The organism is Oceanihabitans sp. IOP_32 (assembly GCF_009498295.1).
GTDB lineage: Bacteria > Bacteroidota > Bacteroidia > Flavobacteriales > Flavobacteriaceae > Wocania > Wocania indica.
This window is the reverse complement of the sequence record NZ_CP040813.1, coordinates 3,130,913-3,155,649: the sequence shown is the minus strand read 5'-3', so window position 1 is coordinate 3,155,649 and position 24,737 is coordinate 3,130,913. Positions and strand designations below refer to the sequence as shown.

The 24,737-nt window shown below is 34.7% G+C and carries 17 protein-coding genes; 7 read left to right on the top strand and 10 right to left on the bottom strand.

All coding sequences use genetic code 11. From position 1 onward, the window contains the following. Positions 1-105: 105 nt before the first annotated feature. The 3 genes from FEZ18_RS13245 to FEZ18_RS13235 form a co-directional block, all read right to left on the bottom strand. Positions 106-1,449, bottom strand: coding sequence for a RagB/SusD family nutrient uptake outer membrane protein (locus FEZ18_RS13245; RefSeq protein WP_153268757.1), 1,344 nt, complete (start codon positions 1,447-1,449; stop codon positions 106-108). A gap of 11 nt (positions 1,450-1,460) precedes the next feature. Then, the gene (locus tag FEZ18_RS13240; protein WP_194269481.1) at positions 1,461-4,970 is read right to left on the bottom strand and encodes a SusC/RagA family TonB-linked outer membrane protein; all 3,510 of its coding nucleotides are present in this window, start codon (positions 4,968-4,970) and stop codon (positions 1,461-1,463) included. A 176-nt stretch (positions 4,971-5,146) separates the two neighbouring features. Beyond that, the gene (locus FEZ18_RS13235; RefSeq protein WP_153268755.1) at positions 5,147-6,304 is read right to left on the bottom strand and encodes a FecR family protein; all 1,158 of its coding nucleotides are present in this window, start codon (positions 6,302-6,304) and stop codon (positions 5,147-5,149) included. Between the two features lie 95 nt (positions 6,305-6,399). On the opposite strand from FEZ18_RS13235, the gene FEZ18_RS13230 reads away from it, so the two are divergent. Both FEZ18_RS13230 and FEZ18_RS13225 read left to right on the top strand, forming a co-directional pair. Next, positions 6,400-6,987 (top strand): RNA polymerase sigma factor, encoded by a 588-nt coding sequence (locus FEZ18_RS13230; RefSeq protein WP_153268754.1) that lies wholly within the window; start codon positions 6,400-6,402, stop codon positions 6,985-6,987. A gap of 459 nt (positions 6,988-7,446) precedes the next feature. After that, positions 7,447-7,968: a hypothetical protein gene (locus FEZ18_RS13225; RefSeq protein ID WP_153268753.1), complete on the top strand. Its 522-nt coding sequence runs from the start codon at positions 7,447-7,449 to the stop codon at positions 7,966-7,968. Position 7,969: 1 nt separating this feature from the next. Here FEZ18_RS13225 and FEZ18_RS13220 read toward each other — a convergent pair whose 3' ends face one another. After that, complete coding sequence (locus FEZ18_RS13220; protein WP_153268752.1) at positions 7,970-8,881, bottom strand: patatin family protein; 912 nt, start codon at positions 8,879-8,881, stop codon at positions 7,970-7,972. A 141-nt stretch (positions 8,882-9,022) separates the two neighbouring features. After that, positions 9,023-10,990, bottom strand: coding sequence for a M1 family metallopeptidase (locus FEZ18_RS13215; RefSeq protein WP_153268751.1), 1,968 nt, complete (start codon positions 10,988-10,990; stop codon positions 9,023-9,025). 134 nt (positions 10,991-11,124) lie between these two features. On the opposite strand from FEZ18_RS13215, the gene FEZ18_RS13210 reads away from it, so the two are divergent. Then, positions 11,125-12,000, top strand: coding sequence for an ion transporter (locus FEZ18_RS13210; protein ID WP_153268750.1), 876 nt, complete (start codon positions 11,125-11,127; stop codon positions 11,998-12,000). Next, the gene (gene miaA / locus FEZ18_RS13205; protein WP_153268749.1) at positions 11,993-12,904 is read left to right on the top strand and encodes a tRNA (adenosine(37)-N6)-dimethylallyltransferase MiaA; all 912 of its coding nucleotides are present in this window, start codon (positions 11,993-11,995) and stop codon (positions 12,902-12,904) included. The genes FEZ18_RS13210 and miaA overlap by 8 nt, the downstream gene beginning before the upstream one ends. A gap of 19 nt (positions 12,905-12,923) precedes the next feature. Here miaA and FEZ18_RS13200 read toward each other — a convergent pair whose 3' ends face one another. From FEZ18_RS13200 to ychF, 4 genes are all read right to left on the bottom strand, one after another. Further along, positions 12,924-15,605, bottom strand: a complete 2,682-nt coding sequence (locus FEZ18_RS13200) for a DNA gyrase/topoisomerase IV subunit A (protein WP_153268748.1) — start codon at positions 15,603-15,605, stop codon at positions 12,924-12,926. A 212-nt stretch (positions 15,606-15,817) separates the two neighbouring features. After that, positions 15,818-17,674, bottom strand: a complete 1,857-nt coding sequence (locus FEZ18_RS13195) for a DNA topoisomerase IV subunit B (protein ID WP_153268747.1) — start codon at positions 17,672-17,674, stop codon at positions 15,818-15,820. Between the two features lie 145 nt (positions 17,675-17,819). After that, complete coding sequence (locus FEZ18_RS13190; RefSeq protein ID WP_153268746.1) at positions 17,820-18,518, bottom strand: hypothetical protein; 699 nt, start codon at positions 18,516-18,518, stop codon at positions 17,820-17,822. Positions 18,519-18,740: 222 nt separating this feature from the next. Continuing rightward, complete coding sequence (ychF, locus tag FEZ18_RS13185; protein ID WP_153268745.1) at positions 18,741-19,835, bottom strand: redox-regulated ATPase YchF; 1,095 nt, start codon at positions 19,833-19,835, stop codon at positions 18,741-18,743. A gap of 290 nt (positions 19,836-20,125) precedes the next feature. On the opposite strand from ychF, the gene FEZ18_RS13180 reads away from it, so the two are divergent. After that, complete coding sequence (locus FEZ18_RS13180; RefSeq protein WP_153268744.1) at positions 20,126-21,823, top strand: AMP-binding protein; 1,698 nt, start codon at positions 20,126-20,128, stop codon at positions 21,821-21,823. 239 nt (positions 21,824-22,062) lie between these two features. On the opposite strand, the gene FEZ18_RS13175 is transcribed toward FEZ18_RS13180, so the two are convergent. Then, positions 22,063-22,416 carry a 4Fe-4S dicluster domain-containing protein gene (locus FEZ18_RS13175; protein WP_153268743.1) on the bottom strand — a complete coding sequence of 118 codons (354 nt, stop codon included), beginning with the start codon at positions 22,414-22,416 and terminating at the stop codon, positions 22,063-22,065. 75 nt (positions 22,417-22,491) lie between these two features. Between FEZ18_RS13175 and FEZ18_RS13170 the strand changes: the two genes are divergently transcribed. Continuing rightward, positions 22,492-23,550 (top strand): acyl-CoA reductase, encoded by a 1,059-nt coding sequence (locus tag FEZ18_RS13170; RefSeq protein WP_153268742.1) that lies wholly within the window; start codon positions 22,492-22,494, stop codon positions 23,548-23,550. A gap of 116 nt (positions 23,551-23,666) precedes the next feature. Continuing rightward, positions 23,667-24,731, top strand: a complete 1,065-nt coding sequence (serC, locus tag FEZ18_RS13165) for a 3-phosphoserine/phosphohydroxythreonine transaminase (protein ID WP_153268741.1) — start codon at positions 23,667-23,669, stop codon at positions 24,729-24,731. Positions 24,732-24,737: the final 6 nt, after the last annotated feature.

Here is a 24,737-nt window from a genome sequence, read left to right as displayed (position 1 = left end):
AGCACCATAAAATATAATATGAATAAAAAATCTTTAAAATAGAGCCCTAAACCTTCGGGGAAAATTTAAAGCCCTATTAAAAAACTAACTCAAAATTCTAATGTATTATATGCCATCGTAGCCAGGGTTTTGTGCTCCAAACAAGGTGTTTGATTCAAGTTCATTTAGAGGTATTGGTAATATGTATTGGTTCGTACTTGAAACATTAGGATTTACAGTTTCTATCTTGTTATGCCTTACAGCAGAAAACCAAACGGAACCAGCCTCGAAACAAAGTTCTTTTACGTATTCTTCAAAAATTAAATTGAGTAATTCGTCACTGTTATTATAAGTTAATGCGGGTGGTATTGCTCCATAAGCCCTTTGCCTCACAAAATTTAATGTTGTTTCGGCCTCAGATAACAGATTTAATCTGGCTTGACACTCTGCTTTTATTAAATAGAGCTCGGCCAAACGCATAAAGTTTGTAGGGCCTCCCTTTAAATCTAGAATATAAACTTTTTTAATTCTACTATTAGTTGAATTATAAGAGTCTGTAGCTCTTGGGTCGTTTTGTAAATAGTTTTTAATTAAAGTCGAGGCTTTGTTTTGTAATTGGTAAAAAGAAGCAGTTTTAGTTGAGGCACTATTATCGGCAAAACGCGAAAAAATCACCTCTGCATTACTATTACCATTATCAAAAATGTCTGCAAAGTTTGTCTCTAAAGTTACACTACCATCATTAATTACAGCATTAGCTAAATTAATGGCTTGCGTGTAATTGGCATCGCCACCAATATAAAGCAATACGTTTGCTTTAAAAGCCTTTGCCGCCAAAGCTGAAGCATAAAAATTATTAGTAAATGGGGCATTTAGCCTGATACTTTCGTCTAAATCTTTAAGAATAAAATCGTAACTTTCTTGAACACTTAAACGGGGTCTTTCTCTATTTTCGAAAGTAGAAAGTTCTTTTAAAATTACAATTCCGTACGGACTATTAATATCAAAAAACTGACCAAAATATCTCAAGACCTGAAAATGCCCAAACGCACGCAAAAAATAAGCCTCAGAAAGAATTCTGTCTTGTTCGACTTTAGACACCGCGTCGTTTCCTAATACTCCAGAGATTGTTGCATTTGCAGAGTTTATAATGTCGTAAAAGACCTCATAAAAAAGCTTAACGCTAATAGAATTAGGATCGAAATCGTTAAGAGAGGCATCTCTGAAAAAACCCGTATTAGTAGTGCTTAACTCCCCTGCCATTAATGCGGGCAGAAGCTCTGAATATTGACTTATATAGGTTGAATTAAGCTGCGTATATACCCCTACTAAAGAAGTTTGTGCACTTTTATCGTCTGTTACCAATTGCTCTTCAAATAAGTAATTCTCAGGTTTTACATCCAACGCATCGTCGCAAGCTGTAAATAACGTAAATGCGAATAACCAAAATATTATAGTTTTGTTTTTCATTGTAAATTATTTTAAAAAGTTAACCTCACCCCAGCCGTAACTTGCTTTGCTACGGGATATCTGTTACGATCTAAAGGAGAACGAAGACTGGAAACATTTGCAAACTCTGGATTAGCTCCTGGGTATTTGGTAAATGTGAATAAGTCTGTACCAGTTACAAAAATTGACATATCCTGAATATTTATGTTTTTAAGTACGTCTCTAGGAAGGCTATAACTTAGCGTAACCGCTTTTATTCTTAAATAGTCGCCTTTATTTATATATAAACTTGAACGTCTGTTATTACGATTAGCACCTCCTAAATTATTTCGATAACTCACTCTTGGATATTTCGCGTTTGGATTATTAGGTGTCCAGCGGTTAAATACATCCACCAGCTTATTAGCTTGATCGTTTGTAGAGGTGAAACTAAAGGTTTCTTCTCCAGCTTTCCAGTAAATATCGTTACCTACACTGTAATTTGCGAAAATATTTAAGCTTAAACCTTTATAAGAAAAATTAGAATTAATGCCTCCAAAGAAATCGGGTTCTACGTTACCAATAGAGGTCACATCTTCTCCAGATCCAACCGAAGCGTTTACAAATCCGTCTCCATTCAAATCGGCATATTTAATATCCCCAGGACCTGTATCACTGTGTTGATAAACACCCGAGGGTGAGCTAGAATTCAAAGCATCAATTTCATCTTGAGTTTTAAAAATTCCCTCAGCAACAAAACCTCTAATTAAGCCTAATGGTTCGTTTTCTATTAGATATACTCCTCCTAGATATATTCTACCCAAATCATCTTTATAACTACTATTTAAACGCTTTACTTTACTGCTTGCCGTAGCAGCGTTAAACATCATATTCCATTTAAAATCCTTGTTATCTACAATTCTAAAATTAAGCGTTAGCTCAAAGCCTTTGTTTTCGGTATCACCTAAATTGGCTATAACAGTGCCCAAACCAGAAGAAGATGGTAATGTGGTTTGAAAAAGTACATCTTTAGTTTCTTTAATGTAATAGCCAAACTCACCAGCAATGGCATCATTAAGAAAGCCAAAATCTAATCCAAAGTCTTTTTGTGTGGTAATCTCCCATTTTAATTCAGGATTACCAATTCGCAAAGGTACCACCCCCGTATCACCATTGTATATACCAGTATTGCCGTTTAATGCCCCAAATAAACTAAAGGATTGATTAGGATCGAAAGTTACATTACCAGTTTGACCAAAACTAGCTCTTATTTTTAAGTTGCTTAACCACGATACTTCTTTTACAAAGTTTTCTCTATGGATATTCCAGCCCAAACCTACCGAAGGAAAATAAGACCAACGTTCGTTGGCACCAAATTTTGACGAACCATCGGCTCTTGCCGAAAGACTTAACAAATACTTTTTGTCGTAATCGTATTGTAACCTCGAGAAAAAAGAAATAAGAGTACTTTTTGTAATAGCTTCTTGAACGGATAAATTTTCGCCGGCATAGCTTATACCTGTTAATGTATCATCGTTAGGAAAATTTTCGCCATAGGTATTATAGGTTTTCGAACTATTTTTTTGAAACGTATTACCAGCTAAAATATTAGCATTATGCTTTCCAGCAGAAAAATTATAAGTTATTGTTGTTTCAACAGAAGGATCAATTGTTCTGGTATTTATTAGGCCACCTCTGCCGTTTTTAGATAATCCTGCTGTGGTAAAACTAGGATAAAAAGAATAATTTTCACCATCTATAAAATGTAGTATTCCCATAGATTTAAATACTAAATTTTTAATAAGCTCGTACTCTAAACCCATACTTCCGAGTATAGAAAATGTGCTTGAAGTTATTTTATTCTCTTTGAGAGAAACGGGATTGTAAATATCTCCTATTTTTTCAAGAAGATTACCCTCATCATCAAAGGGTGTTTTATCTGGTCTAATGGTTGTAGCGGCCTGCGATGCACTAAAAAACCCACCAAGAACAGCCTCACTTTCTACCAAACCTAAACTTAAATTGCTAAAAAATTTAAGATTGTCTTTTAACTCTTGTTTTAATGAAAGCCCTAAACTGTATCGCGTTAATTCGTCGCCTTTAATGGCCCCTTTATCATTTAGAATACTAAGTGATGTAAAATAAGAGCCTTTCTCGGTTGCTCCTCGTACTGCTAGTCTGTAATCATTGGTGTAAGAGGTACCACTGCCTACCAAAGATTGCCAATCGGTATCCACCCCCAAATCAACTTCTGTACCCGCCAAAATACCTTGAGCAAACAAATCGTTATTTGGAATTACCCCTCCTGAATTTTGATAATTTTCTATCGCTTCTTTGTAAATTTCTTGGTATTGTTTAGAATTTAATACATTGAGTTTTTGACTTATGTTTACGCGTTGTGTCGTAGAAAGCTCAAATTGTGGTTTTGTTGCTTTTTTTCCAGTTTTAGTTGAGATCATAATAACTCCATTTGCGCCTCTAGAGCCATAAATAGCGGTAGCCGATGCATCTTTAAGAACAGAAATACTTTCAATATTTCTAAAATCTAAAAAGCCTAAGTCATTATTAAATCCGTCATTCTCAAAATCGGTCGTGTTATTATTTGTAGAAAAATCAATAAAATCTTTAAAGCCTGGAATTTCTACACTTGGAGATAAAGGCACACCATCAATAACATAAAGTGGTTGATTGGTTCCTAAAATAGAAGAGCTTCCTCTAATTCTTACTTTTGCTGCTGCTCCAGGTCTGCCATTTGGACTACTAACCTGCACACCTGCCACTTGGCCCTGTAATGCTGCATCAATATTTAAAATTCGACCTTGATTTTGAATGCTCAACACATCTACCGTGCCCACAGACCCAGTTAGAGTCTCTCTTTTTATGTTGCCATACCCAATAACCACAGTCTCATCTAGACCAGTAACCGCCTCACTTAATTGAATATTAATAACTGTTCTGTCTAAAATATCAACATCTTTTGTCTCGTATCCTAAGTAAGAAACCGATAGCGTTTTTGCTTGATCTATTAGAGCTATTCTGTATTGGCCATCGAAATTCGAACTTACTCCTTTGTTTGTACCTTTAAATATTATGGTTGCTCCTGCCAAGGGTTCACCGTTAGTATTGGTTATTTTACCTGTAATATAACTTTGGAAAAGTTTCCCTACCGTATTTACAGCACTTTCCATTAAACTATCTGCTTTAACTTTTGGAAACAGCACAATCTGCTTATCACTTACTTTAAAATCTATTCCTTCACTTTTAAAGAGCGTTTTTAAAACCGTCGATAGTTTTTCTTTGTTTGCTGCTATACTTACAATTTTATGTTTCTTAAAAACATCTTTTTCATACAAAAATTTGTATGCTGTTTTTTCTTCGATTTCGCGCAGCACATCTTCAAGCTTCATGTCCTTACAATCTAAAGTAACCTTTACATTTTGTGAGTATGTATGCGCTTGTATTTGAAATAGGGTTAAAAAAAGCAAAAAATACGTAAGCTTCATTTTTAAACTTAGTTTAGGGAGATACGGCATTTTACCTATCTCAATGATAATTTTTTTCATACTTTTGGTTTGATTTAATGTGTTAGACATTGGAATCACTTTTTTTGAAAATCGGGAAATGTTGCAGCATTTTCCGGTTTTTGTTTTAAACCTTCTTGAGAAAATATCAGGTCTTAAAATTGGATTTAAAAGTGATTTCTTTGAAACTGTTGGTTTTCTTCATAAGTGTTTCATTTTTACTGGTTAATGATAATTTTATTGTCTTCAAATGCATAGCTGAAATTTCCCGAATAACTTAAACTTTTCATCACTTGAGTAATATCTTCAACATCAAACGTTGCGGTAAAAAATCGATTGTTCAAGTCTTTATTGTTATTTACAAACACAACATTATACTGCCTTTCTAATTTTTTTAATATGGCGTTAAATTCGATCTCATAAAGTATAAGTCTGCCGTCTATCCAAGCCAAATGCGATTCGATATGGGTTTGGTTAACCTCCATGGTTTTATTTGTTTTACTCCAAGCAGCTTTGTCACCAGGCTTTAGCACTATAGAGTTATCAGGTTGGTAAGTATCACTAGTTTTATAAGTGCTTACAGCGCCTTCAACCAATACGGTGTTTATGTGCTCATCTTCAGGGTAAGACGACATATTAAATTTTGTACCCAATACCCGAACGTCAATTTCATTGGCATGGACTATAAAAGGATGTTTAGTATCTTTAGCAACATTAAAAAAAGCCTCGCCATTTAAAATAACTTTTCGTTCTTTTCCTTGAGCAAAATTAACGGGGTATCTTAAAGTCGATCCTGCATTTAATTTTACCTTGGTACCATCTGATAATTGAATTTCAAAGCGCTTCCCATAAGGCACCGCGAGCGTATTGTAAACTAAGGCCTCGTTTTCATTTTTTTTGTGATACACTATTTGATTACCAGATTGAACACCTATAATATTGCCATTTGCATCAATAACCTCGGCAGATTCATCATCATTTATAATTTTAATAAGGTCATCCTGTAATTGTAGCGTTATGCTTTCCTCTGGAATAACAAGTGTGTCTGCATTTCCAAAATAGATATGTATTGCACCAAACCCAATGGATAAAAATATAAGGGCTAGTGCAGCATATTTTAAAAGGTTTCTTTTCCTTTTAGCCGCACGACGAGCCAATTTATCCTTGTTGATAACATGCAGCACATGCGCTTTGGTTTGTTTTGAATTGTATTGCTTCATATTATAATTAATAGCATAATTGGTTTTAACATAATCGCTAAATAACTTAGCGTTATTAGGATTATCTAGCCAAAGCGTAAGTGCATCCAGTTCACTTAAACTGGCTTGATTACTCAGGTATTTGACTATTATATTTTCGATTTTTTGGAATTTCATTTTAACCCTATAACTTTACAGTATAACGAAGCTATTTTAGCAAACCCTAACTTTTATTCAATATTTTTATTAATTTGCAATAGAAATTTTATAAAATGGTAGATTATTTAACAGATAATGCAGCTTTAATTCAAGGCTTAAAAAACGGAAAAACAGAGGCTTATACCTTTTTAGTTGAGCAGTACAACCAAAAATTATGCGTTTATGCTTTTAGTTTATCGCAGGACCATAATCTGGCTCAAGATATTGTACAAAATGTATTTATTCGCGTGTGGCAACAGCGCCATAAGCTTAAAAGTGAATTTGCTGTGCAGGGGTTCCTCTACAAATCGGTTTATAACGAGTTTATTGATCAGTATAGAAAAATGAAATCTACTACAGCTATTGAAAAGAAATATATAGAAGCCTTAGACGCGATTTTAGAAGAAGATGATAAAACTACTGTAGAACGATTAATTGCCATGGTTAAAGCAGAAATAGAACACTTGCCTCCAAAATGCAAACGGACTTTTCTCCTCAGTAAACAAGAGGGATTAACCAATATCGAAATCGCTGAGTATCTTAGTGTATCTATAAAAACGGTTGAAGCCCAAATAACCAAGGCGTTTTCTATTATCCGTAAAAAAATAGGAGACAAAACCAATGGTGTTTTATTCTTATTGTTTGACCTGCGAAAAGTTTAGCTTTTGTTTAAATAAAACAGCTCGTGCTCTTAATAACACAACATCAAGTAAGATTTTTTAATTCTTAGTATCGCTAATTATACTGGATTATCTTTAGAACACAATAAATATCAAAATTACCTCACCTAATACGGTGTTCATTTAAAAATCGAATAATTGTTTTTCTTGGGGTATTTCTGCAATTGTTGTATGGTGTTAGGGTTTATTTCAAACAGAATACACAGATAAACGTGATTTGTTGAGTATTACAAAAAACGAATACAACTACTTAAACTTTTTATTCTTGTCGGACTTCAATTCATGCTCCAGTAATAGGATAGCTAGAAGTTTTTCAAACAAAACACTCTAAATCTAAAAACCCAATAAAACCAAAAAAAGATACTTCATAAAACATATTAAAGAAAGTTTTATATTTGAGATTAAATTTACATGAATTAGAAACGCTTAACTTACAATTTTATGGACGCAGAAAGGATTATTGATTTGTTTTTAGTACTTATACCATCGTTAATAGTTGGTCTTATTGCTTATCATTTTTTTAAAGAACACACTAAAAATGAAGATGGTAGGAGACGTTTTTTATTAAAAAAAGATTTACAGGTTTCTGCATTACCTTTAAGACTACAGGCGTACGAAAGGCTCACTTTATTTTTAGAAAGAATTTCGCCTAATAAACTACTTGTTCGAGTTGCTCCAATTAGCTCTAATAAAGAAGATTACGAGCAATTACTTATACAAAATATAGAACAGGAAATGGATCATAATTTAGCGCAACAAATTTATGTTAGCGAAAAATGTTGGAGTGTTATTTCTGCAGCTAAAAATGCTACCATTCAGCTCATTAGAAAAGCCAGCATGCTTGAAAAAACAAAAACTGCGAACGAACTGAGGGAAGTGCTTTTAACTGAAATGATGGAGCGACGTCCGCCTAGTGATACAGCCCTGTCGTTTATAAAGAATGAGGTTTCAGATTTTTTGTAAATCAATTAGCCCTTAGCTCGTTATGGTATGCCTGCTCATCCTTTTGTTTAGCATAATTATAACCTTGCTTCCACCAAGTACTCATGAGTTTTTTATTAAATATTAAAGAATTTTCGGTAAGTTTTGAAGGTGTATAAAACAGATTAAGTTTTACATCCCTATTCTTTGCGGCAAGCTTACCGATCAAGATATCATTTCGCTCTACTTGATCGGTTAAATGACCAAACAGACTTATCATTAATGAAAACGGGTTTTTACCCAGTATTTTATTATACGCCATGCTTTCCGACTCTAATATTATGGCATCAATTTCGGTTGCTCCTCGTAAAACAGCCTCCCGAATAGGGACAACACAGCTAAAAGCACCATCGGCATATTCAAATTCGTTCTTTTTAACCAAAGACATGAAAGGAATATAATTGCAAGAAATCCATATCCAATCACAAAATTCATCGTACGTAAAATCTTTTATCGATTTATACTCCACTTGATTTTTCGAAAGATTAGAAACCGTAACGACAACTTCTTTTTTGGTTTCCCGAATTTGCAAAAACTCTTCGTAACTAAAATGCTTTTTTAAGTAGCGACGTAGTGCTTTACTTTCGCCAAAAGTACGTTTCATTCTTATAAATTGCCATAATGAATTTAAAAAGTCTATCGACACAAACTCTCTATCTCCTCTTTTACGCACTACAAAAGGATTTACACTAAATATATGGTTTTGATTTACACTGGTAAACACCTTGTTAATTTTGTCTAATTTACCGAGTGCCAAATGCGGAATTAATAAGCTTCCTGTAGAGGTCCCTAAAAACATGTCGTAAGTTCTACCCTTTTCTTTTATTAAATATTCGGCAACACCACCAGCATAAGCGCCTTTACTACCTCCACCAGAAATAACTAATGCTCTCATTACGTTTTTAGCTGTAAATATAAATAAGAAGTGATAAGAAAGAAGAAAAAAGACAACAAATTAAGTTTTAACAAATTAAAATTGACAGTTCACCCCGATAATGCCAAAGCTTTTAAATTAAAACTTAAAATAGTTTTAGCTCTATTTTTTAGAATCTAAAACCGCTAATAAACCTTTCGCGAATTTAGCAAATCGCCAATTATGGTGTTTGGTAGCCAATTCTAAGTTGTTTCTACACACCCTATTGCAAGCTTGAATTTGTACTAAATACTGCAGCGCATTTTGCCGAGTCCCAAAACCGTAAACATCACTTGTATAATTCGTTAAGGTTTCAAAATACATCATCTTATTTTGAGGTTCAAAATCGTCAGTAATTAAAGCTAAAGTTAGCCACAGTATTTTTACGTTATGATTATTAAAACCATAAATATCTTTTGTTTTACGGAGATATCGATGTCTTTCGTTTGGAAAGTTTTTCCATAGGGTTGCCAATGCCATTTCTATGGTATTATACGATTTATCATCTAAAAGCGATTCGTATTCTTCCTTTAACTCTAAGGGAATTTCTAATATGTTTCTTGCTATAGCTTGACGTACTTTTATAGCGTTGTTAAAATCTACTTTTGTGATAAGTTCTGGCTTTTGATCAATGATTTTAATCTTAGCCTCATCAGAAATTAAAGTCCTTAAATTTTCACCACATTTTGAGTGTGGCTTTTTGCAGTCCATCTGAATGTAATTTTCAAGAAAATCAGATTCAGTGCGCAATAATTTCTCAACTTCTTCATAATAAAAAGTAGGATCATTTAACCAAGTTTCAACAAAATTAGAGATGTCTTTATTGGAGGTTTTTTCAACTTCATTTAAAAAATAGAGCGTTTCAACATTATTAAATTGATGCTTTATAAGATAATTTTTTACGGCAGCTCTAAAAGCTCGATCGCCTATTTTAGCACGCAAAACATGTAAGGCTAAACAGCCTTTTTTATAAAATGTCGTACTGCTAGATTTGGGGTTTAATAGCGCTGTACTTGCCCCGTTTTTCTCCTGTTCTAATAATTCGTTAGCGTATTGATATAACTGCCAATAGTAGTAATTGTCCCCAAAAATATGCCGTTCTGCCAATAAGGCATAATAGGTTGCAAAACCCTCTTGTAACCAATGATGTTTACTAGACTTGGCTGTAACTAAATTACCAAACCACTGGTGTGCCAATTCGTGTGCATTGATGTTCACATAATTCTTATCGACAAAACCTATCGAGTCTACTACAAAAGTATCCGAAAAAATAGTGGTGCCCGTGTTTTCCATACCTGCATACAGAAAGTCTTTTACCGGCACTTGCTTGTAGTTTTGCCACGGATAAGGCACTCCAATTTCATCTTCTAAAAAATCAAAAATTTGTTTGGTATAACGATAAGTTGGCTCGAATTTTTCGGCCTCCTCTGGGTAGTAATACATTTTTAAGGGGATACCAGATTTAGAATAGCTTACTTTCTGGTGATATTTACCAATGGCCAGAATTACCAAATAACTAGGCATAGGTTTTTGCATATCGTAACGCCAAGTGGTTATGGTATCTTTTATTTCTTTTTCTTTGAGTTTACCGTTAGCTATTACCTGATAATCTGAATTAAAGCTGATGGTTAAATCAAATTCAATTTTTTCATTCATATCATCAATAGAGGGTAACCAGTTACTAGTATATTTGCCTTGACCCTGTGTCCATATTTGATTATTCGTACTTGTATTAGCCCAATTTATAAAATAGATGGCTTTTTTAGGATTAGTTTTCCATGTAACCTTTATCCTATGTGTACTATTCGCTTTAAAATTATGCTTTATTATTAAATGCTTCCCATTATAATTAGCCCCCCTAATCTCATTATTGAGAATATATTTAATATCTTTAAAGTTATTGGCATCAATAAAAACAGAATCTACATCTTTAATAATCTTTACAGTGTAGTAAATCGTTCCTGACACTTCTTTTTGTGAGGGATTTAGGTAAATTTCAGCTTTTGCAGTTTTAAAGTCAACAAATTCGGTTTGTTGCGAAAACCCAAAAAGGCTTAGTTGTAAAAAAGAAAATAAAATCCTAAACTTCATAGCACTAATATAAAAACTTTAAACTAAATTGTTAAAAAACAGTCACTAAGACCTAGGTTAATTTGCATCTATACAAAGTCCTACTTACTGGTTTTTAAAATTGAAAATAGCAAATCTTTTATTACTTTTGACTTATGAATAAGTATAAGTTAGCGAAATGGAAAATTAAGATTCATGAAATTATTTATGAAGCTGATACACCTGCCGGTAAGTTGTTTGATGTTATATTGTTAATAACAATTCTAACAAGTGTATTGCTGGTAATGCTTGAAAGTGTTGAAAGCATAAATGATAAATACTATGATTTTCTTAATATCTCTGAATGGATTATTACTATACTGTTTAGCATTGAGTATATCACTAGGATTCTTACAGTAAAAAAACCATTAAATTACATTTTTAGTTTTTACGGTATCGTCGATTTACTGTCTACCATACCTAAATACATTTCTTTAATTTTTGGAGGTATACATGCCCTCGCGGCTTTACGTGCCTTGCGTTTACTTCGTGTTTTCAGAATATTAAAATTAGCGCGTTATTTAGGTGCTTCTAATAACTTGATGAGTGCGCTAAAATCGAGCCGAGCTAAAATATCAGTATTTTTATATGCGGTAATTATCATCTCGATTATAATTGGCACTGTTATGTACCTGATTGAAGGCGAAGAGAACGGCTTTACAAATATCCCTAAAAGTATTTATTGGTGTATTGTTACGCTAACCACAGTAGGCTTTGGCGATATTACTCCACAAACGCCTCTTGGTCAATTTATAGCCTCTTTTGTTATGATTTTAGGTTACGGAATAATTGCAGTGCCTACTGGTATTGTTTCGGCAGAATATAGCTTTCAAAATAAGGCAAATAAAAATAAAAATACAGAAAACCTTCCTGAAACCACATCGAATGCTGTTCAACTCAACTCACTATGTTGTATAAACTGCTTAGCCGTAGGTCATCTAGATGATGCCAAATTTTGCCATAAATGTGGAAACAAATTGCATTATGGATAAATATCTTATTTCTATTATTGGTCCGACGGCTATTGGTAAAACGGCGTTAAGTATTAAGTTAGCGCAATATTATAATACCGATATTATCTCGGCAGATTCTCGTCAATTTTTTAAAGAAATGCAGATAGGAACTGCAGCGCCCTCTGAAGAAGAATTAGCGGCAGCAAAACACCATTTTATTCAGCACAAATCCATTCACGACCATTATAATGTTGGAGCCTTTGAAAAAGCGGCTTTAAACTGTTTAAACACCCTTTTTAAAACTAAAGATGTGGTTATTATGGTTGGTGGTTCTGGATTATATGTCGACGCCGTTACACGGGGTTTAGATGCTTTTCCTGAAGTTGACAAAAGCATTCGTGAGCAGTTGAATACTGAGCTTGAAACCCATGGGATTGCTAAATTACAAGCCCAGTTAAAAGCGTTAGATCCCAAAGCATATAGCACTATAGCCATTGAAAATCCGCATCGTGTAATACGTGCTTTAGAGATTTGTTTGGGTTCGGGGAAACCGTATTCTTCCTTTTTAAATCAAACAAAAGCGAATCGCAACTTTAAAACCATCTCGGTTGGATTAACGGCCAACAGAGATCTTATATACCACAGAATTAACCAGCGTGTTGATGTTATGATGCAACAAGGCCTTTTAGATGAAGTTAAAACTTTAGCGCCTTATCAATCACTAAATGCCTTAAACACCGTTGGTTATAAAGAATTGTTTAAATACTTAAATGGCGATTGGTCTTTAGATTTTGCAATTTCTGAAATTAAAAAAAATACCCGAAGATTTGCAAAACGTCAATTAACTTGGTTTAAGAAAAATAAGAATACCCATTGGTTTGATTACGAAACCGATGTTAACATCATTACAAAAACATTAGACGCTATCGTAGAAAAGAACTAATTTTTTACACGTATTTGTTTTAATCGAATAAGGTTTTTTGCGATTCGTCATCTTCACCACCAATGTCTTTAGATTGAGTGTTTGATGGCGTTGAACCGTGCGCCTTATTTTCATCAGATGGAATTGCTGACACTTCTTTCTCATCAATGACCTCAATATCGTTTGCTGGTATTTCTTTTGGCGCTTCAAAAGGCAAAGGATCTAGCACGTTAATTTGATTTACTTTATCCTTTGTTAATTGATTACCCAAAGCTGTAATACCTTTAATGGCAATGAATTCTTCAAGATTAATTTCCCAATTCGGTTTTCGTTCTTTACCGCGTTCTTTTACAAAAACAACCTCTGCCATAGGTTTCCAGTCTGTAGAAATAATTTCTAATTTAGAGTTTGGATGTTCTGGTATAAAGGATTCTTCTCGACCTTCGTGCTCAACTAAAAAGCGCTTTACATAGTACAATTCCTTTTCGCCGTTATAATAAATAGCAGAAATTGGCTTTTTCGGAATCCATTTTTCTAAAACTACCATATCACTATCAAAATGCATGGTAACTTCAGGGGTTGCCGTTTTTACAATACCCGATTTGTTTATAATTAATAATTTATCTTCACCTCTAAACTCACCTAATAACTCTCCTCTACCATCTACATTTAATCGTTTAACGATATCGTCGAACCAAATTTTTCGAGGTTTTAAAGTAGAAACGCCTTTTTCTTTTAACTCCACCCGTTTTATTGGGTATTTCGTTACTAAATTCCCTTTAGAGCTTCGACCTTTAATAAGAATATCTGCAAAATCAATATCCCACTTTAGTTTTTTTATACTTCCTGCTTGTCGTAAATTAATGGTAATTACTTCGGCTTCTCCATTGGGATTTGCCGAGAAGTAAAGCATTACCGACCCTTTTGTTCCGTTTGTTAAATCGTATTCTTTATCGCGTGTTATACTTGTAACTGCAAAACGTTTAATGTAAGATGGTCCGCTTTTTCCGTCGCGATAAATCATGTTGTAGATTGTGCGTTTATCTTTCTTTTTAAACACGGCGACATGCACGATATCTTTACCTATAAAAATTTTAGCATCGACTTTTGTCACCATCATTTTACCAGCTTTGGTAAATACAATAATATCGTCAATATCGCTACAATCGCAAACATATTCGTCTTTACGAAGCGAGGTTCCTATAAAACCTTCTGCTCTATTTACATAAAGCTTAATGTTTCTAATTACCACTTTGGTGGCATCTACATCATCAAAAACACTAATTTCAGTTTTGCGTTCGCGACCTTCGCCATATTCTTTTTTTAATCTTTTAAAATAAGCAATAGCATAATCGGTAAGATTTGCTAAATGGTGCTTTATTTCGGCGATATTAGCTTCTAAAGCCTCTATTTTTTGTTGGGCCTTATCAATATCAAATTTTGAAATACGTTTAATACGTATTTCGGTTAAACGCAGAATATCTTCTTCTGTAACGGCGCGTTTTAAATGTTTTATATGAGGTTGAAGTCCGCGGTCAATAGCAGAAATAACGCCTTCCCAAGTTTCTTCCTCTTCAATGTCGCGGTAAATTCTATTTTCTATAAAAATGCGCTCTAGTGAAGCAAAATGCCATTGCTCTTCAAACTCGTTGAGTTTAATTTCCAACTCTTGTTTTAAAAGCTGTACCGTATTGTCGGTAGAGCGGCGTAACATTTCGGTAACCCCAATAAATAAAGGTTTATTGTCTTCAATAACACAACCTAATGGCGAAATAGACGACTCGCAACTTGTAAAGGCATACAAGGCATCGATGGTTTTATCTGGCGATAATCCCGATGGTAGATGTATTAATATTTCAACTTCGGCTGCGGTATTATCTTCAATCTTTTTAACTTTAATTTTCCCTTTTTCGTTGGCCTTTAAAATGGAATCTATTAAAGATGATGTTGTTGTTCCGAAAGGTATTTCGGTAATTGCCAGTGTATTTTTATCCACTTGCGAAATTTTAGCTCGAACCCGCACTCTTCCTCCACGTAAACCGTCATTATAGTTAGAAAAATCGGCTATTCCTGCGGTTGGAAAATCTGGTAAAAGTGTGAATTTTTTACCTTGTAGATGCTTGATAGAGGCTTCAATAAGCTCAATAAAGTTGTGTGGTAATATTTTAGTAGATAAACCCACTGCAATCCCTTCGCCACCTTGTGCTAATAGTAAAGGGAACATTACTGGAAGGTTTACCGGTTCTTTTCTTCTGCCGTCGTAACTAGATTGCCATTCGGTAATTTTAGGATTAAAAACAACATCTAAACCAAACTTTGAGAGGCGCGCCTCGATATAACGCGATGCGGCAGCCCTATCGCCTGTTAAGATGTTTCCCCAGTTACCTTGTGTATCTATTAGTAAATCTTTCTGCCCAATTTGCACCATAGCATCGGCAATACTAGCATCGCCGTGAGGGTGATACTGCATGGTATGCCCAACAATATTGGCTACTTTGTTGTAGCGACCATCATCTAAATCCTTCATGGAGTGCATAATACGACGCTGTACAGGTTTAAAACCATCTTCAATAGCTGGTACAGCACGCTCTAATATAACATACGATGCATAATCTAGGAACCAATCCTTATACATACCTGTAATTCGGGTTATGGTTTCTTTAGGTTGTTCGTCTGGTGTATTATTTATGTTATCTAAATCGTCGTTTTGGTGGTCTATCATAGTAACAAATCCCTGAGTAGGCAGGCATTTTATTAGTTTTGGTTGGTTTTATTTACTTTGTATTTTATGATTTTGGTAAGATAATTTCAAATCTAATACCGTTGCAAAAATAGTTAATTTAAAGGTTTAAAAAATTGATTTATATGTTTTGTTGATTATACGAGCGTTTAAACATCTCGAACTTAAGCTACAGAACATCCGAGCTTAACCGCTTAACTTTCCTCAATCAAATCCAATTCCACCCGTAAATTATCGATAATAAACTCTTGTCTATCGGGTGTGTTTTTTCCCATATAGAACGCTAGCAACTCTTCAATAGACATGTTATCGTCAAGCATAATGGGGTCTAAACGAATATTTTCTCCAATAAAATGCTTAAACTCATCTGGTGAGATTTCACCCAAACCTTTAAATCGCGTAATTTCTGGTTTTGGCTTTAATTTTTCGATAGCATCACGGCGTTCTTCCTCAGAATAGCAATAAATGGTTTCCTTTTTATTACGCACTCTAAATAAAGGCGTTTGTAAAATATAAAGGTGGCCTTCTTTTATAACTTCTGGAAAAAATTGCAAGAAGAATGTTATTAACAACAACCGAATGTGCATCCCGTCTACATCGGCATCGGTGGCGATAACTACATTATTATAACGCAAATCTTCCATAGATTCTTCTATATTTAATGCGGCTTGCAAGAGATTGAACTCCTCATTTTCGTAAACTATTTTTTTACTTAAACCGTAACTATTTAAAGGTTTCCCTTTAAGACTAAATACGGCCTGCGTATTGACATCACGAGATTTAGTAATACTACCCGATGCAGAGTCCCCCTCGGTAATAAAAAGCGTAGATTCTAAATAGCGGCTATTTTTAGTATCGCCAAAATGAACTCGGCAATCACGCAGTTTTTTGTTGTGCAAACTGGCCTTTTTAGCACGGTCCTTGGCAAGTTTACGTATGCCTGAAAGCTCTTTACGCTCGCGTTCTGCTTGTAAAATTTTACGCTGAATTTTATCGGCAGTCTCAGGATTTTTATGTAAAAAATTGTCTAATTGTGTTTTTAAAAAGTCGTTTATGTAGGTTCTTACGGTTGGTAAATCACCACCCATATCTGTAGACCCCAACTTTGTTTTGGTTTGACTCTCGAAAACAGGTTCCATAACTTTTATGGCAATGGCCGTAACCACAGACTTTCTAATATCTGAAGCATCGTAATTTTTACCATAAAACTCTCGAATGGTACGCACTAACGCTTCTCTAAAAGCAGCTAAATGTGTACCACCTTGCGTGGTGTTTTGACCGTTTACAAAGGAGTGATACTCTTCACTATACTGCGTTTTACTGTGGGTTAAAGCAATCTCGATATCATCACCACGTAGGTGAATAATTGGGTATAACCTATCGGATTCATTAATATTTTCACTTAATAAATCTTTTAAACCATTTTCGCTAAAATATTTTTCGCCATTAAAAACTATGGTTAAACCTGGGTTTAAATACACGTAGTTTTTAAGCATTTTAACGATATATTCGTTTCTAAATTTATAATGCTTAAAAATAGATTCGTCTGGAATAAAAGACACTTTAGTACCCTTTCTGCGTGAGGTTTCTTCTAATAAATCTTTGTTTATTAAATTACCTTGTTCAAATTCCGCGGAAGCGCTTTTACTATCACGCGTAGATTCTACTCTAAAGAATGAAGATAGTGCGTTTACAGCTTTTGTACCCACGCCATTTAATCCAACCGATTTTTTAAAGGCTTTAGAGTCGTATTTTCCGCCGGTGTTCATTTTAGATACTACATCGACCACTTTACCTAGGGGAATGCCACGTCCGTAATCGCGTACGGTTACTTTTGTTCCCTGAATGGAAATCTCAATGGTTTTTCCCGCACCCATTACATACTCATCAATAGAATTGTCGAGTACTTCTTTTAAAAGTATATAAATACCATCGTCTGGCGACGAGCCATCGCCCAATTTACCAATATACATTCCTGGACGCATACGAATATGCTCTTTCCAGTCAAGTGATCGTATATTATCTTCGGTATAATTGGATTGTACAGCCATAAAAATATTTAAATTATAATAAGTTAGACTGCTAAGATAATACAACCTTTCCGAAAATAAAACTAGGGATATACAAAGAATTTAAAAACAAAAAAACCAATGTGGTAAAAACATTGGTTTAAAAACTAAAAAATAATTATTTTAACTATAGTTTATAGACTAAACCAATTAGTACGCGAGGCATAAAATTGGGTTGCTTAATGGCTTTGTCGGCATCTTTATAAGTAAATTCTATGTTGTCGTTTGCATTATCGTCTCTAGCATTTACATTGTCGTTATCTGGACTATAAGAGGTGTCGTGACCAGTAAGTGTACTATTAAAAAAATAGTCTAAACCAACTGCAACCAACAAATTTAGTTTGTTATTTATTCTAAATTGACTCTCGGCACCTAAACCTAAACCGAATTGCTTGGAGGTAACATCAAAATCTTCGTTTCCACCAACGTATTTAAAATTACCCGTAAAACTTGAGTATCTAGGACCAAAAACGATTTGGGAGGATTCCGACTCTATAAAATTAGAATTTAGCATGAAATCTAGTCTATAATCAAATAGTTTTCCCTTTTTCTCTGGAACACCGTTGGTCGCGTTGTTTATAAAAATACGTCTCGCATCTGCAGAATTTCCTGGATTTAAACGAGTATAGCCAATACCAAATCGCAATTGCACGGGAATACTTTCCAGGGGTTGTAAAGAAGTTACGTTTACTTGAAAACCAATGCCTCTATTTAAACCTGCCGAAAACCCGAGAGCAAACTTTGAGTCATCTGAATTTGATTGTGCGTTAGAAAATGTAATAGTGAGTAATAAAAGAGCTGTTAAAAGTGATTGTTTAGTCTTCATAAAAAATATAGAGTTAAATAATAAGATATATACGCGAAAAGCCACTATTTAGACTTCATGGTAAGATTTAAACTCTATGCATGGCCTTCATATCAAACTAAATCGCGTAAAACAACCCCATAAACACTTAAAGAAAGTGGACAAAAAAAAGCCCTATATAAATGGAGCTTTTTTTAATTTTCAATCTATTTTGACTAAAATAATAGTCATCGAAACTACTTATTAAACATTGAACAAGAAGTGCATCACATCGCCATCTTTAACAATGTAGTTTTTACCCTCAACACGCATTTTACCAGCTTCTTTTACTTTAGCTTCACTACCGTAACTCACAAAATCATCATAAGCAATAACCTCGGCTCTAATAAAGCCTTTTTCAAAATCGGTATGAATAACACCTGCAGCTTGTGGTGCAGTGGCGCCAATATCGATAGTCCACGCCCGTACTTCCTTAACCCCTGCCGTAAAATATGTTTGTTGGTTTAATAACTTATAAGCAGAACGTATTAATTTTGCAGAACCCGCTTCTTCAAGACCAATATCTTGAAGAAACATTTGGCGTTCTTCGTAATCATCTAATTCATTAATATCGGCTTCTGTTCCTACCGCCAATACTAAAACCTCAGCATTTTCATTTTTTACCGCTTCTTTTACTTGCTCGACATAAGCATTACCAGAAACCGCAGCACCCTCATCTACATTACAAATGTACATAACGGGTTTATCTGTAATGAGTTGTGTTGGCGCCACAAAATCATTATAATCATCTTCAGAAAACTCCAACGCTCTAACCGATGTGCCCGCCTCTAATCCTGCTTTAAGTTTTAATAAAACAGCCTCTTCTTTTTGAGCTTCTTTATTTCCTGTTTTTGCAGCACGCTTTACCTTATCTAATTTCTTATCGACCGTATCTAAATCTTTAAGTTGCAATTCCATGTCGATAGTTTCCTTATCTCGAATAGGATCTACATTACCATCAACATGCACAATATTATCGTTATCAAAACAACGCAATACATGCAGAATAGCATCGGTTTCTCTAATATTTGCCAAAAACTGATTTCCTAAACCTTCGCCTTTACTTGCGCCTTTTACCAATCCAGCAATATCTACAATCTCTACAGTGGCAGGTTGCACGCGTTCTGGTTTTACCAATTCCTCTAACTTTTCTAAACGAGGGTCTGGAACATTTACCACACCAATATTAGGCTCGATAGTACAAAACGGAAAGTTTGCACTCTGCGCTTTTGCATTTGATAAACAATTAAATAACGTCGATTTTCCTACGTTTGGCAATCCTACAATTCCTGCTTTCATTGAAATCTTATTTTTTTATTTCCGCGAAGACGGAAACCATTTTTATTTGCGAGTGCAAATGTAGTTAATTCTATGAAATGTTTTAATAGGGTTTGGGGGAAATTGTTTCGGGTTTTAAAAATCAAATAAAGACTTAAACACTTCGGTTTCCATGGGTATGCCATCGCCATTATAAAAGGTCTATAAATATTATTAAGTTCTATTTTTAATTACACTTCCATATTTTTGGTATTGAGACTTGCCCATCTAAATTATATGTATAATTTTAAAAATTTAAAAGTAAAAATAATATGAGCGTTTTAGAATTATACCACAATGTGGCAAAAGCCATAACCGATAAAGATTTTGATAATTTAAAACATTTAAAAACTATAAAACCCCAGTTTTTTAATTGGGTTACAGATGTTTTCGAACCTCTTAACGTTAAACAACACCCCAACGATAAAGCCTTAATTTGGAAATATAACAACCAAGAAGATAATTTTACTTTTGCTGAAATATCTGCACTTGGTAATCAGTTTTTAAATTTAATGCGAAAGTATGGCATTCAACAAGGCGATAAACTGTTTATACAAATACCACTTTTGGCTCCTAATTGGTACAGCTATTTAGGCTGCATAAAAGGTGGTATTGTAATGATTCCTGCAGCGACAAGTTTAGAACTTCGCGATTTGGAGTTTCGTTTTAAATCGGTTTTCCCAGAAGTCATCTTGGCAGATCCAACAAATGCAAAGAAAATTGATCAGGCCGAAAAAAGTATTGGTAAGCCTATAAAACTAAAAATTATAACAGAAGGTGCTCGAGCTGGTTGGGTTACTTTAAGGGATATGTTTTTAGAAGCAACAGAGGCTGAAGGTGCAAAAACCCAGGCAGACGACGATTTGTTTTACTTTTTTACCTCTGGAACTACTGGCATGCCAAAAGTAGTTGTACATACCCATTTTGGGTATCCCACAGGGCATTTATCGACCAGTTCGTGGATTGGTTTACAGCGTGGCGATATACACTATAACATTTCTCAACCCGGTTGGGCTAAATTTTCTTGGAGCAGTTTTTTTGGCCCTTGGAATGTAGGTGCCACCATTCTGGGCTATCATATAGATCGCTTTGTTCCTAAAGAGCAACTACAAACCATACAAGATCTTAAAGTGACTACCTTTTGCGCGCCACCTACCTCGTTGCGCATGTTAATTCAGGAAGATTTAGACTCTTATAATTTTTGTTTGCGAGAATGTGTCGCTGCCGGAGAACCTTTAAACCCAGAAATTATAGCCGTTTGGAAACAAGCCACTGGTATTCTTATTCGCGATGGCTATGGGCAAACCGAAGCAACCGCATTAGTTGGTAACTTGCCTGGTAAAAAGGTAAAATTGGGCTCCATGGGAAAACCAACATTTATTTATGATGTTATTATTGCAGATGATGAAGGTCGAGAAGCTAAAACCTTAGAAGAAGGCAATATTTGTGTTCGACATCATAGTGATATAATTACGGGTATTTTTAAAACGTATTTAATCGATACCAAACGAAATGATGTCGTATTTAAACACGGTTTATATTTTACAGGAGATAAAGCCTACAAAGACGAAGATGGCTACTTCTGGTTTGTAGGTCGCGATGACGATGTTATAAAAGCATCAGATTTTAGAGTTGGTCCATTTGAAGTAGAGAGTGTACTACTAGAGCATCCCAAAGTTTTAGAAGCTGCTGTAGTGGCAAGTCCGCACGCCTTGCGAACTAATGCGGTAAAAGCTTTTATAATTTTAGCCAATGGTGTAAAACCAACAGAGGACTTAGCTAAAGACTTATTCAAATATGCTGAAACTCAACTGGCACGTTATAAAATTCCGAGAATTATTGAATTTACAACCTCCTTACCCAAAACCATTTCAGGAAAAATAAGACGTGTAGAACTCCGTGCTCAAGAAACACTAAGCAAACAAAAAAAAGAAACACGTATTAATGAGTATTATCATGAAAAGTATTAGATAGTGGCTGACTAATGCTTACACTTTGCTCTTTTATTTCTATTTACCAAATACTAGGGCATCAGCTCTAAACGAAGCACCTTAAAAATGGCGTCGAAAACAATTTGAATCATAAAAACAACCGATCTAAGGGCAGGCTCGGTATAAAAAATAGCGTGTTTTAAAACGAAATAAAAGCCACCAATAAAAAATCCCAAGCGAACACTTGGGATTTTTTAATCTATCTTTTTTTAATGAAATTAATCTTCCGGATGCATGAAGTTTTGTTTGGCCATCAACTCTTCTTGAGTTTCAACGTTATTCTCATCGGGCACGCAACAGTCTACTGGGCAAACTGCAGCACACTGCGGCTCTTCATGAAAACCAACACATTCCGTACACTTATCTGGTACAATATAATAAATTTCATCACTTATAGGCTCTTGGGCTTCGTCGGCGTCTACCTCGGTACCATTAGTTAAAACTACGGTGCCATTTAAACTTGTTCCGTCTTTATATCGCCAATCGTCTGCACCTTCATAAATTGCCGTATTGGGACATTCTGGCTCACAAGCACCACAATTTATACATTCGTCTGTTATTATTATTGCCATAGCTTTTTTCTTTTTGAATTGCTTAAATTTGCACTTGCAAAAATAAAACCAAAACCATTCATAACCAAATATAGAATGACTTTACAACAAAGAATTAACGCTTTTTTAAAACTTGGAGAGTTTATTAAACAATTTTCCGATAAAACCATTCAAAGAAACGATCACATAGAACACAACGACCTGTTTTTTAGCGGTTTTAAACACCAAATAAAATTAGCAGAAGAAAATAATGGTTGGTTTACAGAAGAAAATATTAAATATGCCTTAAAGGGATGGTCGGAATCCCTAACACGCGATAATTTAACACAATGGCTACAGCCTTACAATTTAGACTCTATTTGTCCTAAACAAGTGGCTATCATAATGGCAGGAAATATCCCATTAGTAGGATTTCATGATTTTTTATCGGTTTTAATTTCTGGGCATCAGGTTTTGGTAAAGCAATCTTCTAACGACAAGCACCTACTCCCCTATTTAACGAAGTATTTGGAGTTTGTAGAACCTCAGTTTAAAGGGCGTATTAGTTTTACCGAAGCAAAAATTGAAAATTTCGATGCTGTAATCGCTACTGGAAGCAACAATACGGCACGCTATTTTGAGTACTATTTTAAAGGTAAGCCATCCATAATAAGAAACAATCGCAACTCTGTTGCCGTTTTAAATGGCCAAGAATCTCTGGATGATCTAAAAAATTTATCTGAAGATATTTTTAGATATTACGGCTTGGGTTGCAGGAATGTATCAAAAATGTATGTGCCTGAGAATTATAAATTTGATGCTTTTTTCGAAGGTATTTACCATTGGCATCCTATCATAGAAAAAGCAAAATACGCCAATAACTACGATTACAACAAGGCCGTATATTTAATGAGCGAATTCGCTATACTTGAGAACGGTTTTTTTATGATTAAAGAAGATACCAGCCTGAGCTCTCCTATTGCAACAATATTTTACGAATATTACAATAATGAAAACGAATTAAAGAATAAAATAAAAGCCAACCAACAACACATTCAATGCATAGTGTCCAAAGGCTTTACAGAGCAAGAAATAGCTTTCGGCCAAACCCAACATCCAAAACTCTGGGATTATGCTGACAATGTGGATACTATTGCATTTTTAATAAAAATATAGTTTAAAAATTAGGATTTTAATAACACTATTTTCTACTTAAATTAGCACCTTTGCACCTAGTAACTATAACCAAAACTAGACTTTTCACTTTCGTGGAAACAAAAAAACAATAGGGAATGAAAAAACACAACTTTAGCGCAGGACCAAGTATTTTACCACAAGAGGTTTTGTTAAAAGCCTCACAGGCCGTAGTAGATTATAATAATAGTGGCTTATCGCTAATAGAAATATCGCACAGAAGTAAAGATTTTGTAGATATTATGGAAAACGCTCGAGCATTAGCTCTAGAGCTACTTGGTTTAGAAGGCAAAGGTTATAAAGCATTGTTTTTACAGGGAGGAGCAAGCACACAGTTTTTAATGGTGGCACTAAACCTTTTAGAAAAAAGAGCAGGTTATCTCAATACGGGGACTTGGGCAGACAAGGCCATCAAAGAAGCAGCTATTTACGACGATATTTACGAAGTGGCCTCGTCTAAAAGTGCAAATTACAATTACATCCCCAAGGCTTATGATGTGCCCTCTAATTACGACTATCTTCATGTTACATCAAACAATACCATTTTTGGAACACAGATGAAATCTTTCCCTAAATGCGACATCCCTTTGGTTTGCGACATGAGTAGTGATATCTTTTCACGAAGCATCGATTACAGCCAGTTTGATTTAATATATGCTGGTGCTCAAAAAAACCTAGGTCCAGCAGGAACGACACTAGTCGTTGTAAAAGAAGATATTCTAGGTAAAGTATCGCGTAAAATTCCATCAATGATGAATTATAAAATGCACATTGATAAAGGTAGTATGTTTAATACACCACCTGTGTTTGCAGTGTACACTTCTATGCTAACATTAGAGTGGTTAAAACAACTTGGTGGCATTAAAGCGATCGAAAAGGAAAATGAAAAGAAAGCCAGCCTCATGTATTCTGAAATTGATTTAAACCCATTATTTAAAGGTTTTGCGGCTAAAGAAGATCGCTCTCTCATGAATGCCACATTTACTTTAGAGAACGATAACCTCAAAGAAACCTTCGAAACCATGCTAAAAGAAGGCGGTATTAATGGTTTAAACGGACATAGAAGCGTTGGTGGCTACAGAGCCTCAATGTATAACGCCATGCCATTAGATAGCGTAAAGGCTTTGGTCGAGATAATGAGCGAACTAGAGAGTAAAGCTTAAATAATT

Coding starts and splice junctions, on each gene's coding strand:
- FEZ18_RS13245 (WP_153268757.1), bottom strand. CDS start 1,449: ATGAAAAACAAAACTATAATATTTTGGTTATTCGCATTTACGTTATTT.
- FEZ18_RS13240 (WP_194269481.1), bottom strand. CDS start 4,970: ATGAAAAAAATTATCATTGAGATAGGTAAAATGCCGTATCTCCCTAAA.
- FEZ18_RS13235 (WP_153268755.1), bottom strand. CDS start 6,304: ATGAAATTCCAAAAAATCGAAAATATAATAGTCAAATACCTGAGTAAT.
- FEZ18_RS13230 (WP_153268754.1), top strand. CDS start 6,400: ATGGTAGATTATTTAACAGATAATGCAGCTTTAATTCAAGGCTTAAAA.
- FEZ18_RS13225 (WP_153268753.1), top strand. CDS start 7,447: ATGGACGCAGAAAGGATTATTGATTTGTTTTTAGTACTTATACCATCG.
- FEZ18_RS13220 (WP_153268752.1), bottom strand. CDS start 8,881: ATGAGAGCATTAGTTATTTCTGGTGGAGGTAGTAAAGGCGCTTATGCT.
- FEZ18_RS13215 (WP_153268751.1), bottom strand. CDS start 10,990: ATGAAGTTTAGGATTTTATTTTCTTTTTTACAACTAAGCCTTTTTGGG.
- FEZ18_RS13210 (WP_153268750.1), top strand. CDS start 11,125: ATGAATAAGTATAAGTTAGCGAAATGGAAAATTAAGATTCATGAAATT.
- miaA (WP_153268749.1), top strand. CDS start 11,993: ATGGATAAATATCTTATTTCTATTATTGGTCCGACGGCTATTGGTAAA.
- FEZ18_RS13200 (WP_153268748.1), bottom strand. CDS start 15,605: ATGATAGACCACCAAAACGACGATTTAGATAACATAAATAATACACCA.
- FEZ18_RS13195 (WP_153268747.1), bottom strand. CDS start 17,674: ATGGCTGTACAATCCAATTATACCGAAGATAATATACGATCACTTGAC.
- FEZ18_RS13190 (WP_153268746.1), bottom strand. CDS start 18,518: ATGAAGACTAAACAATCACTTTTAACAGCTCTTTTATTACTCACTATT.
- ychF (WP_153268745.1), bottom strand. CDS start 19,835: ATGAAAGCAGGAATTGTAGGATTGCCAAACGTAGGAAAATCGACGTTA.
- FEZ18_RS13180 (WP_153268744.1), top strand. CDS start 20,126: ATGAGCGTTTTAGAATTATACCACAATGTGGCAAAAGCCATAACCGAT.
- FEZ18_RS13175 (WP_153268743.1), bottom strand. CDS start 22,416: ATGGCAATAATAATAACAGACGAATGTATAAATTGTGGTGCTTGTGAG.
- FEZ18_RS13170 (WP_153268742.1), top strand. CDS start 22,492: ATGACTTTACAACAAAGAATTAACGCTTTTTTAAAACTTGGAGAGTTT.
- serC (WP_153268741.1), top strand. CDS start 23,667: ATGAAAAAACACAACTTTAGCGCAGGACCAAGTATTTTACCACAAGAG.